The sequence below is a fragment of the Pelotomaculum propionicicum genome (assembly GCF_004369225.1).
Classification (GTDB): domain Bacteria; phylum Bacillota; class Desulfotomaculia; order Desulfotomaculales; family Pelotomaculaceae; genus Pelotomaculum_B; species Pelotomaculum_B propionicicum.
In genome coordinates this window covers 47773-63188 of the sequence record NZ_QFFZ01000002.1, presented here as the reverse complement: position 1 = coordinate 63188, position 15416 = coordinate 47773, and the positions used below count along the sequence as shown (strand labels likewise).

Annotated in this window: 19 protein-coding genes; all 19 read left to right on the top strand. The window is 51.8% G+C overall.

What is annotated here, in order from left to right:
• The first annotated feature begins 51 nt into the window (after positions 1–51).
• Positions 52–891: a TIGR-Tas system RNA-guided endonuclease gene (gene tas, locus Pmgp_RS01370; RefSeq protein WP_134212172.1), complete on the top strand. Its 840-nt coding sequence runs from the start codon at positions 52–54 to the stop codon at positions 889–891.
• Between the two features lie 260 nt (positions 892–1151).
• Positions 1152–1655: a hypothetical protein gene (locus Pmgp_RS01365; RefSeq protein ID WP_134212171.1), complete on the top strand. Its 504-nt coding sequence runs from the start codon at positions 1152–1154 to the stop codon at positions 1653–1655.
• A 178-nt stretch (positions 1656–1833) separates the two neighbouring features.
• Entirely contained in the window at positions 1834–2133 is a 300-nt protein-coding gene (locus Pmgp_RS01360) for a hypothetical protein (protein WP_134212170.1), read from the top strand.
• 528 nt (positions 2134–2661) lie between these two features.
• Complete coding sequence (locus Pmgp_RS01355) at positions 2662–3183, top strand: hypothetical protein (RefSeq protein ID WP_134212169.1); 522 nt, start codon at positions 2662–2664, stop codon at positions 3181–3183.
• A 180-nt stretch (positions 3184–3363) separates the two neighbouring features.
• Entirely contained in the window at positions 3364–3936 is a 573-nt protein-coding gene (locus tag Pmgp_RS01350; protein WP_134212168.1) for a hypothetical protein, read from the top strand.
• On the top strand, positions 3881–5746 hold the full coding sequence (locus Pmgp_RS01345) for a phage terminase large subunit family protein (protein ID WP_134212283.1): 1866 nt from the start codon (positions 3881–3883) through the stop codon (positions 5744–5746). Before Pmgp_RS01350 ends, Pmgp_RS01345 begins: the two co-directional genes overlap by 56 nt.
• 18 nt (positions 5747–5764) lie before the next feature.
• Positions 5765–6031, top strand: a complete 267-nt coding sequence (locus Pmgp_RS01340) for a DUF6148 family protein (RefSeq protein WP_153189170.1) — start codon at positions 5765–5767, stop codon at positions 6029–6031.
• Positions 6032–6061: 30 nt separating this feature from the next.
• The gene (locus Pmgp_RS01335) at positions 6062–7690 is read left to right on the top strand and encodes a phage portal protein (protein WP_134212166.1); all 1629 of its coding nucleotides are present in this window, start codon (positions 6062–6064) and stop codon (positions 7688–7690) included.
• The gene (locus Pmgp_RS01330) at positions 7680–8864 is read left to right on the top strand and encodes a head maturation protease, ClpP-related (RefSeq protein ID WP_345789115.1); all 1185 of its coding nucleotides are present in this window, start codon (positions 7680–7682) and stop codon (positions 8862–8864) included. Before Pmgp_RS01335 ends, Pmgp_RS01330 begins: the two co-directional genes overlap by 11 nt.
• Positions 8864–9841 carry a hypothetical protein gene (locus tag Pmgp_RS01325; RefSeq protein ID WP_134212164.1) on the top strand — a complete coding sequence of 326 codons (978 nt, stop codon included), beginning with the start codon at positions 8864–8866 and terminating at the stop codon, positions 9839–9841. Before Pmgp_RS01330 ends, Pmgp_RS01325 begins: the two co-directional genes overlap by 1 nt.
• Before the next feature lie 15 nt (positions 9842–9856).
• Positions 9857–10915, top strand: a complete 1059-nt coding sequence (locus Pmgp_RS01320; RefSeq protein WP_243119678.1) for a major capsid protein — start codon at positions 9857–9859, stop codon at positions 10913–10915.
• A gap of 2 nt (positions 10916–10917) precedes the next feature.
• Positions 10918–11319, top strand: a complete 402-nt coding sequence (locus Pmgp_RS01315) for a hypothetical protein (protein WP_134212163.1) — start codon at positions 10918–10920, stop codon at positions 11317–11319.
• Positions 11319–11633 carry a head-tail joining protein gene (locus Pmgp_RS01310; protein ID WP_134212162.1) on the top strand — a complete coding sequence of 105 codons (315 nt, stop codon included), beginning with the start codon at positions 11319–11321 and terminating at the stop codon, positions 11631–11633. The genes Pmgp_RS01315 and Pmgp_RS01310 overlap by 1 nt, the downstream gene beginning before the upstream one ends.
• Positions 11630–12196: a phage tail protein gene (locus tag Pmgp_RS01305; RefSeq protein ID WP_134212161.1), complete on the top strand. Its 567-nt coding sequence runs from the start codon at positions 11630–11632 to the stop codon at positions 12194–12196. The genes Pmgp_RS01310 and Pmgp_RS01305 overlap by 4 nt, the downstream gene beginning before the upstream one ends.
• Entirely contained in the window at positions 12193–12681 is a 489-nt protein-coding gene (locus Pmgp_RS01300) for a hypothetical protein (protein ID WP_134212160.1), read from the top strand. The genes Pmgp_RS01305 and Pmgp_RS01300 overlap by 4 nt, the downstream gene beginning before the upstream one ends.
• Positions 12671–13000: a hypothetical protein gene (locus tag Pmgp_RS01295; protein ID WP_134212159.1), complete on the top strand. Its 330-nt coding sequence runs from the start codon at positions 12671–12673 to the stop codon at positions 12998–13000. The genes Pmgp_RS01300 and Pmgp_RS01295 overlap by 11 nt, the downstream gene beginning before the upstream one ends.
• A complete protein-coding gene (locus Pmgp_RS01290) occupies positions 13000–14460 on the top strand; it encodes a phage tail sheath family protein (protein WP_134212158.1) in 1461 nt (486 codons plus the stop codon). Before Pmgp_RS01295 ends, Pmgp_RS01290 begins: the two co-directional genes overlap by 1 nt.
• Before the next feature lie 17 nt (positions 14461–14477).
• Positions 14478–14996, top strand: coding sequence for a phage major tail tube protein (locus Pmgp_RS01285; RefSeq protein ID WP_134212157.1), 519 nt, complete (start codon positions 14478–14480; stop codon positions 14994–14996).
• 67 nt (positions 14997–15063) lie between these two features.
• A complete protein-coding gene (locus Pmgp_RS01280; protein WP_134212156.1) occupies positions 15064–15348 on the top strand; it encodes a phage tail assembly protein in 285 nt (94 codons plus the stop codon).
• Positions 15349–15416: the final 68 nt, after the last annotated feature.

Sequence of the window (15416 nt, the reverse complement as noted above, 5' to 3'; positions counted from 1 at the left end):
ACCAATAATCATGGTGCAACCCCGTGAACAAAAAAAGGAGCGTGTTATCAAATGGAAGCCCTGGAAAATTACCAAACAGAAGAGCAAATCGAGGAGCAAGATTATAAAGCCCCAAAGTTTGAAGAATTAGTGGCCCGGTTTCGCGAAAAAGTTAAGAGCATACCTGAAGACTGCCAGGGCGCTATTATGTTCTGGCTGGCGGCGAAAAAAGTACAGGAAGCCCGCATTCGCGTAGAAAATCAACTGCGCCAGACGCTTAAAGTTGGCATCAAGGTGTTCTGGGGCGACAGTGATATCCCGGATTCGATTAAAGAGATTATGCTTGAGGCTAAAATGATTACCGAGATAGAGGTTAAAGGTAAAAAGGAAAAAGTTAATCGGCTTGAAGCCCTTCGTAAACAAGAGGACGGCTTAATTCGTGCTTGCGAGAGAGAGTTTAAGAAGTCGCGCTGGTACAATGAAGTCGCCGTTCCTGCTGCTGAGGGTGTTGGCCTTGGGCCTGCATTGGCCGGAAGTCTTTTATGGACTATTGGTGACGCGAAAAGATTCTCGAGCTTTGGAAGGCTGGTGCGCTATGCCGGCCTGGATGTAACAACAGATGGCAAAGCCCCAAAGAGGAGTAAGGGCAATAGAATAACCTGGAACCCGGAACTTAGAACGGCGCTATTCAAGCTAACAGAGGGTTGGAATAAGATGCCCGAAAGTACATGGCGGGCAGAATGGGACGGGCATAAGCAAGTGTTGGTCGAGAAAAGGCCGGAAATATTGGAAGAGGTGAACAAAGAGGGGAAACCATGCGGTAAGGGGCACATTCACAATATGGCGCGACGGTTAATCCAGCGGAAGTTTTTAAGGAACCTTTATCATCTATGGGTAGAGTTTGAGCAGTAGGCGTCAAAGATACGACTGTTATCAATGGAAGCCGTGAGCCTATTGCTCATAAAGTTTGGGCGGCTGTCAAGTTGACCTGTGTTATCAAATAATAGCGTGCAACGCCGCCCAATGTGCCGGATAGGGACCAAAAGACATGTGTTATCAAGGACCGTGCTGTTTATCCGGCACATAAAAAAATACCCCCTTCCGGGGCATAGAGAATCTGTCAACCACAGTATAGCAGACTGTGGAAAATATGTCCAGGGAGGGGTGGGAGTTTGACCAGAGAAGAAACACAGCATGTAAAGCGGTGGCTGTATTCAATGGCCACAACAGAGCAGGCGATTTACAACCTTGAGCTGGCGATCGAGGACCTGCAGGCACGGATTGAAAACCCGCCTTCTTATATCGTATCCGGAGTAGGCAATTACTCCGGCATATCCTATTCCGGGGGCGAGGGCGGTGGGAGCAAAGAGCAGGGCTATGCTGAATGGCTGGAGATGTGCGAGAGCAGGTTGAGCTTTCTTGAGCATCACCTGGACAAGCATAAGCGTAAGGTTGAGCAGTACCGGGAAACACTGGAAAAGCTGAAGCAGGAACCGAAGTGGGGGTATACAGCGGGAGAGATTATCAGGAAGAAGTATTACTGCAAGGTGAGGCCGGATCAAGCGATATATGCGATGTTCTTATTTATTAGCCCGGAGTGGTATTACAAGCTGCATAAGCGGGCGCTGAGGTATTTCTTTGACGTGCTGCCGGATGTGTTCTTGAGGCAAAAATAAAAGAGTACAGTTTTAGTACAGTAATTTGGGCGAAATATAGATTATCATAAAAGCATGGGAAGCAAGGGCACCCACAAGGGTGCTTTTGTTATGTCGCTATTTGTCGGAATATTTGTCAAGGATGAGGCCCTCCTCCTGTCGAAGTGCTGGGAAAAACGACGGGGAGGAGGTGGTTTTATTGGATTGTTCAACCCTTATCAGTATAGTAATAGGGGTAATAGCTGGAGGGATTATTACTGGGGTAGTATCATATTATTTTTACATTAGAGCTGCTAAAGATATAATAGTGCTTAGTAGTATTTTTGCAAGGTTTCTTGAAAATCAAAACATAGAGGGACTTTCTTTTAATTGGGATAAGGACCGTAAAATGATAACTGGAATTAACCTTCCAAAGTCTGCTAATTTTAAAGTCGGAGTAGGGTTTAGCGTTGAAATTAAAAAAATACCAAAAGATAGTAATGAAAATACAAAAAGTTAACTAAAGAGCCTTCGGGCTCTTTTCTTTTACCCTGGAGGGATACCACATGACCACATGCCGCTACAGTAGTTGCAAGAAGGGCCAAGTCTGCTGCTATGAATGTGATAAACAGGTTGAAGGGAAGAAGTGCAGGGAAGTCTGTACAAAAGAGTGCTGGCTGAGAACGGGCGGGAAGAGGCCGAAGATACATAGCTATAACGAGACGGCCGATTGAGCCTCTTTTTTTTAGGCCTGGCACCCAGGCTGGTGATTTAACCAGTGTAACATATGGCCGCATGTAAAAGAGTAACTTGGAGGGTTGTTTGTGAAAAAGAAACCAAAACCGAAAAAGCCGACCCTCCGGGATATCAGGGATTGTATGCGGCACGACAGTTACCGGAAAGAGAGCGGCAGGGTCAAACAGGTGAGGTGGAGTTAAGAGCCTTTATATTCTTTTCAGCCACGGTCCGGCCAGACCGTCAATAAGCCCTGGGCGCCTATCAGCCTGGGGCTGAGTGCTGATTTTGGCCTGATAGGAGGCACGGCAATGTGGGGAAGAAACGGTTTTCGTGTTCATGGACAAACACATGGCAGGTATTACATGAAAGACAGTCCTTTACAACCGAGGAAGAGGGTGTGCTTCACCGGCTGCAGTCTTATATAGCGTTTAGAGACAATACGATAATCAACTATGACACAGGATTCCCAATGAGTAAGAGGGATATAGCCAAACTGCTGAGGAAGTCCGAGAAGCAGACAGGGCGCATTCTTGATGCGCTTGAGATTAAAAATGCTATAACCATGAGGCGTGTTGGTAAGGCCAACGCATATGAGATGAATCCATGTCTTTTCTGGAAAGGCACCGAAAAAGACAAAGAGTACCATGCTTTATACATGGCGTACTACAAAGAGATAGAGAACATACAACGACCCAAAATCTGCCCTTGCTGTGTGAGAGTAGGCGGGAGGGTCATTCCGATATGGGACATAGATGTCCTGCAAAGGGGACATGAGTGTCCTATATTAAAGAAGTTTATAGGTAGTATTAATCAAATTATATCGGGAAGATGAGGCCTGCCCTTGCCTTGCCTATGCATGTAGGCGAGAATCATTTTCATTTTGACGGGCCTGTCTGGAAAAAAGCGGGTCCTTCCAGGGGAATAGAAGGACTACGGTCCTTGCGACCCCCGAGCTTTGTCTAGATATTAGAAATTTTATATAGAATGTCCGTCCGTTTTGAGGTGCTAAATTATGGCAAAACCAAGAGGCGATATTTCAGACATGGTTGTCACTACCGGGGTAATGGCCGACCTTTTCGGCTTCACCCAGAGGCACATAACCAGAATGGTAAATGAGGGCGTCCTGGAGCGACAAGCACCGGGGCGTTATTCTTTACTCACAAACATCAAGCGGTATCTTGAGTTCGTCCGTACCGGCCATGTCTCAGCCGAGGCAGAAGAGGCCGAAGCAAAATACCTGGAGGAAAAGGCCCTCCACGAAGCTGCTAAAAGAAAAATGGCCGAGTTGAAACTGGCCAAGCAACGGAATCAACTACACGCCGCCTCCGACATCGAACTCCTCCTAACCGGCATGTTGGTGACCTTCCGTAACCGTATCCTTGGCATACCGCAAAAGGTAGCCCCGAAGGTTATCGGCGTCAAAAACCTGGCTGAAATCAGCGACACAATAGCCAGCGAACTCCTTGAGGCGCTAATCGAACTCAGCGAGTACGACCCGGCCATGTTCGCCGGAGGTGATATCGTTGAAGATGAAGACGATCCGGCTGTTCAGGGGGATCCTGAAAGCGGTAGCCCCGCCTCCTAAGCTCACTGTCAGCGAGTGGGCGGACCGGCACCGCAGGCTGTCCTCTGAAAACGCGGCCGAACCTGGGCAGTGGCGGACGGATAGAGCGCCATATCAGCGCGAGATCATGGACAGCGTGACCCAGGCAGGCATTGAAAAGGTCGTTGTTGAAGCGAGTAGCCAGACTGGAAAGTCAGAGGTAGTCAACAATATTATAGGTCGCTTTATTGACGTTGATCCTTGCCCGATCCTTATGGTGCAGCCAACCATTGAAACGGCAGAGGACTATTCCAAGCGGCGCATAACCCCGATGATTGCCGACACGGAAGTCCTGACCACTAAGGTCTCAGACTCTAAAACGCGGGACCTGAACAACACTATCCTGATGAAGGTTTTTCCTGGCGGCTTTCTGGCCATGGGTGGCGCAAACAGCCCAGCCGGACTTGCAAGCCGTCCAATTCGGGTGTTGCTGTGTGATGAGGTGGACAGATTTCCCGATAGTGCCGGCAGTGAGGGCGACCCTATTTCCCTGGCTGAAAAAAGGACCACTACTTTCTGGAATAGAAAACTGGTCTTTGTCTCAACCCCAACCATAAAAGGCGCATCCCGCATTGAGCAGGAATATGAACTGGGCACCCAGGAAAAATGGTGTGTCAAATGCCCCGGTTGCGGCAGGTATCATTTCATTGTTATTCGCGACATTAAATTTGACCACCAGAAACACGAGTCAAACAAGCGGACAACCTACATCGTAGATGATGTCTGGTGGCGCTGCCCGTCCTGCCTTGATATGTACGACGAATACACCATGAAGAAGCAACCCGCTATGTGGATAGCCGACAACCCGGAGGCAATACAAAACGGTATCAGGAGTTTCCGCCTAAACTCTTTCGTATCTCCTTGGTATTCTTGGAAGCGTATCATCCAGGAGTTCCTTGAATCCAAAGACGACCCGGAAAAATACAAAGTATTTGTCAACACTGTCCTTGGTGAGAGTTGGGAAGAGCGCGGGGAATTTGAGGACGAAACAGCCCTTCTGGAGCGCCGCGAAGAGTATAAGGCCGATCTCCCGGATGGTGTGCTTGTGTTGACCATGGCCGTGGACACCCAGGATGACCGCTTAGAGTATGAGGTAACCGGCTATGGCCGCGATGAGGAATCCTGGGGAATTGAGAAAGGGATCATCTGGGGCAAGCCCGACGACAAGAATACCTGGAAGGATCTCGACGACAAGCTCTCCCGGACCTGGCATTTTGCTGATGGATCTGGCCTGGTTGTGGCCTGCACCTTCGTTGACTCCGGCGGCCACTTCACGGACGAAGTATATCGCTACTGCGGCGCGCGGCTGCAAAAGCGGGTATTCGCGATCAAGGGTCAAGGGGGGTCCGGCGTGCCCCTGGTGTACAAGATATCGCGCAATAACAAGTACAAGCTGCCCCTGATTATGCTCGGGGTTGACTCCGGCAAGACCTCGATTATGCAGCGTTTGAAAATAGGCAAACCCGGCCCCAAATACTGTCACTATCCGGTCCAGGAAGAGCGTGGATATGACCAAGTTTACTTCAAGGGCCTGATTTCAGAGAAGCAAGTGATACGAAAAGAGAAAGGCAAGACGGTCACGGCCTGGGAAAACATCGCCAAAGACAAGCGAAATGAGCCCCTGGACCTGCGAGTTTACGGTCTAGCGGCCCTTCGGTTCTTAAATCCGAACTTTGAAGCCCTTGAAAGACGCCTAAAACAGGTGTCCGGAGGGGTCGAAACTACCCCGAAACCGGCCAAAAAAGCCCCGAAAAAGCGCTATGGAAGCGTAAAAAGAGCCGCCGATTACTAGAAAATGGGCGGTTTTCTGTTGAAATTTGTCCAAAAGTTGGTGATTTTCATGTCAACAACCCGGCTTCAACTCGCAAAAGACCGCCTTGCCGCCTATTATGCCGCCGAATTAGCGGTTTTAAGCGGTCAGGAATACCGAATTGGCACGCGTTCCCTGCGCCGGGCGGACCTCCCGGAGATCAGGAAGGCGATTGATGCCCTGGAAGGCCAGGTTCGGCAACTTGAAGCGGCGGCCAGCGGCAACATGTCAAATCGGGCAAGGCGGGTGGTGCTGCGTGATATATAGAGTCGATTACCCCGCAAAGGTGGTGAGAATTTGCATGTAGTAGACAGATTGGTGAGTTTTTTCAACCCGGAGAAGGGCTTAAAGCGCATTGGCGCAAGGAATATCATGCAAATCCTTAACTCCGGCTACTCCGAATCAGGTGGGTCATACCGCAAAAAGTCAATGAAAGGCTGGCGGGCGCGGTCCAGCAGTCCACAGGCCGACATTGACATGAACCTTGATACCCTGCGACAACGCTCCAGGGATCTTTTTATGTCCGGGGCACTTGGGCGGTCGGCGATTGTGACCCCCAGAACAAACGTAGTCGGCGCAGGCCTGCGGTTAAAAAGCCGCATTGACTATGATTTTCTGGGAATCACCCGGGAGCGGGCGGACCAGTGGGAACGAAAGACCGAGCGGGAGTTTTCACTCTGGGCTGACAGCAGGTTTTGTGACGCCTTGCGGCTAAACAACTTCTATGAAATGCAGGGAATCCTTTTTATGTCCGCACTGCTGAACGGTGACGGCTGGGTGGCAATCAAACAGGGGGACATTCAGCGGTATTTCCCTTATGCCCTGCGCCTTCACCTCTTTGAGGCCGACCGGGTGAGCACACCGGACACCTTCGCGCTGACCGGGATCCAGGGCAGGAACAGAGACAACGGAAACCGCATTTACAGCGGGGTCGAAATCGACGACAACGGCGCGGCGGTGGCCTACTGGATATCCAACCACTACCCCTACGACCCGGCGAATCCATACTGGAAATACGGCTGGAACCGCGTTGAAGCCTTCGGCCAGCTTACCGGGCAACCAAACATCCTGCAAATCATGGACACTGAACGCTGCGAACAATACCGCGGCGTTCCGTATTTAGCGCCAGTATTGGAAGCTATCAAACAGATTAGCCGGTACACTGAGGCTGAACTGACAGCGGCCATAATTACAGGGTTTTTCACGGTGTTCATTAAGGAGGGGCAGGCGCCAGCTGCGGACGGCCTTGGTGGTTTGGTTGAGGCAATACCAGAAGGGGAAAAGATTGACCTTGATCCAAATGACTTCGAGCTTGGAGCCGGAACGATTAACGCTCTGCCGCCTGGTTACAGCGTTGATGCAATGGACCCGAAACGTCCGGCAAATAACTTTGACGCCTTTGTAACTTCGCTGTCGAGACACATCGGCGGAGCCCTGGAGTTGCCGTATGAGCTGTTGCTAAAGAGCTTCACTGCCAGCTACTCAGCCAGTCGCGCCGCATTGCTGGAAGCATGGAAAGCCTTCCGCATGCGGCGGACCTGGTTCGCTTCAGATTTTTGCCAACCTGTATACGAACTGTGGCTTGCCGAAGCAGTTGCCCGGGGGAGAATCAACGCCCCAGGTTACTTTAATGACCCCTTGATCGCCAAGGCGTGGGCTAGAACCGAGTGGCACGGGCCGGCGCAAGGCCAACTTGACCCGGTGAAGGAAGTAGACGCGGCACAGAAACGGGTGGAAAACGCCTTCAGTACCCATGAACAAGAGGCCATGGAGTTAAATGGTTCCGACTTCGACAAAAACGTTGAGCAGTTGGAGCTTGAAAGGAAAATGATGGAGAAGGCCGGGCTGCTGCAATCAAAGGCCACAGCCTCACCGTTTATAGAACAACCTATAATGCCACAGGGAGGAGGGAGTAATACTGGCTAAGCTAAAAATTAAGGGGGTCATCGTATCTAGCGACCTCAAATGGATTTACGATTGGTTTGAAATTGAGGCAACAAGTCCCGCAGACGTGGAAGCGGTATTAGACCAAGCCAACGGGGAAGACCTGGAGGTCGAAATCAACTCAGGCGGCGGCGATGTTTGTGCTGGATCTGAAATCTACACTGCATTGAAAGCCTATGCCGGAAATGTGGTTGTAAAAATTGTCGGCATAGCAGCCAGCGCAGCCAGCGTAATAGCCATGGCGGGTAAGAAGGTTATGATTTCGCCAACGGCTCAGTTCATGATTCACAATGTCTCTTCAATTGTGGCAGGTGACTACCGGGACATGGAGCATGAAGCGGGAGTTCTTAAGAATTATAATATTTCGATTGCGAACTCTTATATTCTAAAGACCGGCCTAGATCAAGAAAAATTACTTGATCTGATGAACCAAGAGAGCTGGTTCAATGCCCAGCAGACCGTAGAATACGGCTTTGCCGATGAAATCATGTTCGATACCGACAACCAGTTAGTTGCCAGCTCCAGCGGCTATATGTTGCCGCCCGAGGTCATCAATAAAATGCGGAACTTACTCGCACAACAAAAAAGCCCTGACAACGCCGGCCAATCAGCCGGTTTTAATTTTGCGCCAGGGAACCAATCAACTAAACAGGAACCGGCCCAGCCGAATGAGCCTGTAAACCAAACCAAGGAGGAGGAAGTATCAGTGGAAATTAAAACGACCGACGAACTAAGGAATGCCTATCCCGAACTGGTCGCGCAGGTCGAGGCTGCGGCCAAGGATGCAGGCAAGCAAGAGGGCAAACAGGAGGGCAAACAGGAGGGCGTGACCGAGGGCACTAACACGGAGCGCCAGCGTATCCAGGCGATTGACGAAATCAGCGCCACCCTGGACCCGGTATTGGTCAACAAGGCCAAGTATGTGGAGCCCATGAACGCCCAGCAGCTGGCATTTGCGGCAATCAAGGCCGACGCTGCAAAAGGGCGCCAGTATCTCAGCGACACCGAGCAGGATCGCGGAACTTCCGGTACTGGCAAAATCACAGGGCAACCTGGCGCCGCTGCTCAGCCCACGGATGACGAGAAGAAGAAAGCTGAAGCAGAAGCAGCTTCAACGGACATTGCAGAATTCGCGAACAAAAGGAGGGCTAAATAATGAACCTGAACAGCACGCTTGACACCTATACCCCCGACAAACTTATTGCTGATATCGCTATCCCGGCACTGGTCAAGGGGGTTTTGCTTCAAGGCGGACAGGGCGCTCTCGCCCGTGGTACCGTTCTGGGTAAGATCACTAAGACTATCGGTGCGGCTACACCTGGAGCAGGCAATACCGGCACCGGCACTGTCTCCGACATAAGCCTTGGCGCTGCTGCTAAGATTGGCAACTACGTCCTAACCTGCACCGGTGGCAGCAACACCAAAGCCGCTGCCGTTGCTGCTTGGGCCGCAAACGCAGCGGGTACCGGAGCACTGACCATGGCCGATCCTGGCCCGTTGGGCAACGCCGTCAAAGAGGGCGTGTATAAAGTCGTCTGCGTTGAGCCCGGCGCCAATGTTGGCACATTTGAGGTGTTCGACCCTGATGGCATCCTGATCGGCGTCGCTACCGTGGCCGCTGCCTTTGCTTCTACCCACATCAACTTCACAATTGCCGATGGCGCCACAGACTTTATTGCCGGCGAAGGCTTTGATGTGACTGTCACCTTTACTGCTACTGTTCCGGCCAATGGCGGCGTGTTCTCCGTGGTTGACCCAGACGGCGTGGCGCTGGCCAGTGCCACTGTTGGGGTTGCTTACGCAGGCGCTATCAACTTCACGATCAACGACGGCGCGACCGACTTTGCGGTTAACGACACCTTCACAATCGCCGTGGCCGCCAGCGCTGAAAAGTATGCCAAGGTCAACTCCGCTGTCCTGGATGGCCGGGAGCTTGCCGACTGTATTCTGGCAGTTGCGACAGACACCGGCGCAGCTATCCCCCCTGGCGCTGCGGATGTATACGCCGAAGCCTACAAGGCCGGGCAGTTTAACCGTGCCGCACTGGTCTTTGGCGGCGCTGACACTGCGGCCACCCATGAGGAGCGCCTGCGCGGCCTTGGAATCCAATTAAGCGACAATGTCGCGTACTAAGGGAGGTAAGATACATTGACTATCAATATCTACGAGACCCGTATCATGCTGCAGGCCATTAACAAGATGCTGCCTGCGCAAACTTTTTTGAGGAACACCTTTTTCCCAAACCCGATCACCTTCGTAACCGAGAAGGTTGATGTGGACTTTAAGAAAGGCAAGCGCCGGATGGCCCCGTTTGTTGCCCGCACCAAGGGCGGCATTGTCGTAGACCGCCAGGGTTTCCGGACAGATACCTACACGACCCCTTATATCGCGCCCCAGCGTGTGCTAACCAAAAACGACATTACCGCCCGGATGCTTGGAGAGGATGTCTACAGCACTAGGACTCCCGAGCAGCGCGCCCAGGAGTTGCTTGCGACCGACCTTCTTGAACTGGATGAAATGATCGTTCGCCGCGAGGAATGGTTCTGCGCTCAGATACTTCTGACCGGAGCTGTTGCCATAAAAGGCTGGGTTGACCATGTCGGCGGTAATGAGTTCGTGGAGGACAAGATCGACTTTAATTTTACCAACCATGAAACCCTTGTTGGCGCAGATGCATGGAATTTGGGAACCAGTAACAAATACGGCGACCTCCAGCGCATCAGGCGGGCGATTCTCCTTGCCAGTGGTGTAAGCCCTGACATTGCGGTTATGGCAAACAACGTGGCAGAGCTGTTCCTGGCCGACCCTGCTATTCAGAAACTAATGGATGTCCGCAATATGACTGTTGGCGTGATTAATATCAAACCCAAGATCCAGGGCATGGACGGTCTGACCTATATCGGCACCCTGACCGGCCTTGGTATCGAACTCTACGTTTATGACGAATGGTTCCTTGATGACGACAACCTGACTTATCCCATGATACCGGATGACTACCTGATCATGGGTCGCACCGGTATGGGCTCCCGCCTGTATGGCGCCGTGACGCAAATCGAGAAAGACGATGAGTTCCATACCTACGAGGGCACCAGGATCCCGAAAGTCTGGGCCGACCGGAACGATGACAAGAAGATGATCCGCGTTGCCTCCCGCCCGCTGCCCAAGCCGGAAGACGTGGACAGCTGGTACACACTGAAGGTGAAGTAGCCATGGCGGTATTAATAAAGCGCTATCGCGTGCGCTATAACGGCGTGTTATATGGACCGGACCAGCCTGCCGGCCAGGTTCTGACGGGTCTCTCCGAAGAGGAAGAGGCCCGTCTGATTGCCGGGTCCAACGGGACAATTGAGAAGTATGAGCCCGAGCCGGAACCAAATCTTGCAGATAATGAGCAGGAGCTTTGCAACGATGAACCGGCCACAGAAAAGGACGCAAACCAAGAACCCGAACAGACACAGATACCAGAACCCGAGGCGGTAACTGCCGGCGACATTGTGAACGCCAACCTTGACGACTTGATTAAGCCCGCTAACAACACCGAGCCAGCCAAGGCAACCCCGGCGATGCCTAAAAAGCCAAGCACTAAAAACAAAAAGCGCGGTGGTAAGTAATGCCCGGCTTTAAGGATTATCTAGCTTCCGACCTGGACACTTTTATCAACCAGGGCGAATTTGCCGACTTCCACGACATTGACGGGCGGCAGGTCAAATGCGTTGTTGACAGCGACATCCTTCAGCCGCTGAAGCAGGCTGACTATGACATCGCCTACAACGCGACCAAGATGCTCTTTGTCAAGGCGTCCGACCTGCCCGAGCGTCCCGTTAAGGGTCAGCGTATCAGGCTTGACGGCGAGCTGTTCACAGTGGCCTTGTGCGGCGAGGCTGGCGGTATGCTTGAAATTACCCTGGAGGCGATAGAGGCATGATCCTGGTTCATGTTTTCAGGCAAAGAGAAATCGAAGCGATAATGGGGGATTGTGCCAAACAAGCGCCAAAGGCCATTATGCGGGCGTTAAACAGGTCAGTGGAAAACGCCAGGACAAACGTGGTCAGCAGCGCCACGGAGGAGTATTACGTCAGCGCGACGGCTGTAAGAAAAACAATTACCATTACGAAAGCCACCGAAGCAAGGCTAAGGGTCAAGGTTCACTCAAAAGATACCGGCAGGGAATTGATCGACTTCAAAGTAAGCCCCAAAAATCCAGGGCTAAAAAGACCACCTGCGGTGCAGAGGGTTGGGGTAAAGAAAGGCAGTGGGCTTAAAGACCTACCCGGCGCTTTTGTGCGAAAGGGGATAAAAACCGGTAAGCCGCATGTACTCAAGCGAACAACAAGTAAACGCTACCCAATTAATGTCAAATACGGCATTTCGGTGCCCCAGATGATTGGGAGCAAAAAAGTCAGGCTGCGCATCGAAAACGAGGCCAGGGCAATATTTGAAAAGCGCCTTGACCACGAAATCAGCCGTATTCTGGGAGGCAACAAATGAGCATAAACATGACCCCAATCGACCTGGTTGACAAACTGAAAGAATTTATTGCCCCGGTTGTCGCCAATTTTGAGCTGCAATCCAATGTGACCGGTATCAAAAAATCACCCGAGGTCATTACCGGGTATTTGCCGGATAAAAAACCCGGCGCGAGACAGGACCCGCCGGACATTCCCTGTGTCATCATACGGTACATTGAGGATATAGACACCGAAGAAGGCGACACAGCTAAAGTCTATATCGTTGCCGCCACCTACAGCGAGGACGAACAGGACGGCTGGCGGGACGCGGTGAACGTCATTACCCGGATTAAGGATGCGCTGGCAAAACAGCGGTTCCTTGGCGGGCCTTTTCGCATTGAGTACCCGATCAAAACCGAACTACCCGAGGAGCAACTATACCCCGTTTGGGTTGCGTTTATGACCCTGACCGTGGCTATTCCTCATATTCAAGAAGAAGGAGGTTATCTAAAAGATGTCTTCTAAGAAATCAATAGTTGATGCAGCCATTGAAGCATCTGAGACACCAGCGCCCGAAGTTCAACAAGCGCCGGCCACAAAACCCGCGCCGTTTATTTATTGCGGGCCGACCCTGCCGAAGGGGCTGCTGCTCCAGTACACTACCTACCGCGGCGGTCTGCCCAACCACCTTGAACCGCATATCGAAAAATGTCCGGCTATAGGCCGGCTTTTTGTTGCCCCGACCCAACTGGACAGCACAATCCAGGCGATAAAAAAGGCCGGCACACCGGAAAGCGTCTGGTACAAGCAGATCCTTGACTACATCAAAGGAGGTGTTAAGTAGTGCCGTATTTGCACGGAGTAACTGTTACTGAGGTTCCGACCTCCATTACCCCGCCCGTCAATGCAGAAGCTGGCTTACCGGTGGTGTTCGGGACTGCGCCTGTTAACCTGGGAGCTGACCAAAGTTACGTCAATAAACCACTTTTGGCCCACACCTACTCTGAGGCGGTGGCCGCGCTCGGGTATTCTGATGACTGGGACAGCTACACCCTTTGCGAGTTTATGAAGTCGCACTTTGCGCTTTTTAACGTGGCGCCGGTGGTGTTCGTCAACGTCCTCGACCCGGCCACACACAAAACCGAAGTGCCTGCAGCTGATTTGGCAGTTGTTGGTGGCGTTGTGACCATCGCGGTTGATGGCATTTTGCTCTCTAGCGTCGTGGTTAAGCTTACTTCCGCTGGGCAGCCGCTGGTAAAGGACACCGATTACACAATAGCTTTCAACGATGATGGCCACGTTGTTGTAACTCGCATTGCTACCGGCACGATCCCGGAAGTGACGGCAGTGTTAAATATCGCTTATTCTAAGCTTGACCCTACCGCCGTAGACAGCACCGACATCATCGGCGGCGTGAACATCACCACCGGCGCTTATACCGGCCTTGAGCTCGTAAACAAGGTATTTCCCTTGTTCCCGCCTCTGGTCCCCGGCCAAATCCTGGCTCCCGGTTGGTCGCATAACCCTGCCGTAGCCGCTGTGATGAAAGCAAAGGCTGGTAATATCAACGGGCTTTTCAAGGCGATTGCCATTACCGATGTTGATGATACTTCCACCGGCGCGGACCTTTACAGCGAAGTCCCGGCCTGGAAAACCACCAACAATTACACGGACCCTCAACAGATCGTCTGTTGGCCAAAGGTGTCGCTGGGCAGCGAGACATATCACCTGTCAACTCAAGTGGCGGGGATCATTTGCAAGACCGATAGCGAAAATGACGACATCCCCTACGTCAGCCCGTCAAACAAGAGCCTGCAGGCTGACGGCGCTGTTATCGACGGGGGCGCAGAGGTGACGCTTGACCCGTCCCAGGCCAATTACCTGAACGGCCAGGGCGTTGTCACTGCGCTCAATTTTATCGGTGGCTGGCGGTTGTGGGGTAACAGAACGGGTGCATATCCCACCAACACGGATCCAAAAGATGCCTTCATCCCGATTCGTCGCATGAACAACTGGATATCGAACACAACCATTTTGACTTACTGGCAGAAGGTTGACAACCCAACCAATAAGCGGCTCATTGATACGGTGGTTGACAGCTTGAATATCTGGCTGAATGGGTTGACTGCCAGGGGCGCACTGCTCGGCGGCAGGCTTGAATTTATCCAGGCAGAAAACCCGACGACGGATTTACTGAACGGGATCATACGGTTCCATATGTACCAGGCGGGACCGACTCCGGCAGAGAATCTGGATTTCATCCTGGAATACGACACGAGCTACCTTAGCTCGTTGTTCGCGTAGGGAAAGGAGGATAACCCATGAACCAAGTACCTGAAAAGTTAATTAACTTCCGGGTTTACGAAGGCGGGGCCGACCTGATCGGAATAGCCGACGTGGAACTACCGAGTATTGAAGCCCTATCTGAAACGGTCAAAGGTGCCGGTATCGCCGGTGAGGTAGACAGTCCGGTCCTTGGCCACTTCGGAAGCATGAGCGTAAAAATAAACTGGCGCACCGTAACCAAACCCACGGTAAGCCTGGCGCAGCAAAAGGGGCATAGCCTCGACCTGCGCGGCGCTATCCAGGTTCTTAACGCCGGGAAAGGCGAATATAAGGTAGTCCCGCTTAAAGTGGTCGTCAGGGGCATTCCCAAGAAGACCGAGCTGGGGAAAATGGACGTTGGCGCAAAAACCGACTCGTCCAATGAGCTTGAAGTCGTTTACATCAAGGTGCTGCTGGACGGCAAAAAACTCCTGGAGATCGACAAGTATAATTACATCTGTGTGATCAACGGCGAGGACTATCTTGCCGATGTCAGGGATGCTCTGGGTATATAAAACTAAGACCTGTTGGCGCTAAATCCGGCAGGCCTTAGTTCATTTTTTAAGCGAGAAAGGAGAGCATATGAAAACCATCACTTTAAGCAGACCATTTACTTTTGAGGACAAAGAGTACACGGAGATTAATCTCGACCTGGACTCCCTGACCGGTAGAGATTTAATAGACTCCGAGAGAGAGGCCGTAGTCGTTGTGGGACCGTCTTCGTCTCCCGTGGTTGAATTATCTAAGCCCTACAGCGCAGCATTGGCGGCCAAAGCAGCCAAGGTCCCGATTGAGATGATTTTAGAACTACCTGCCAGAGACTTTACCATGATAACGATGACGGTGCAGGATTTTTTACTAAGTTAGGCCTTCGCCCGCCAGGTGGAAGACGGCTGATTATGAAAACATGCCTAACGCTGTCGGTTAAAACAAAA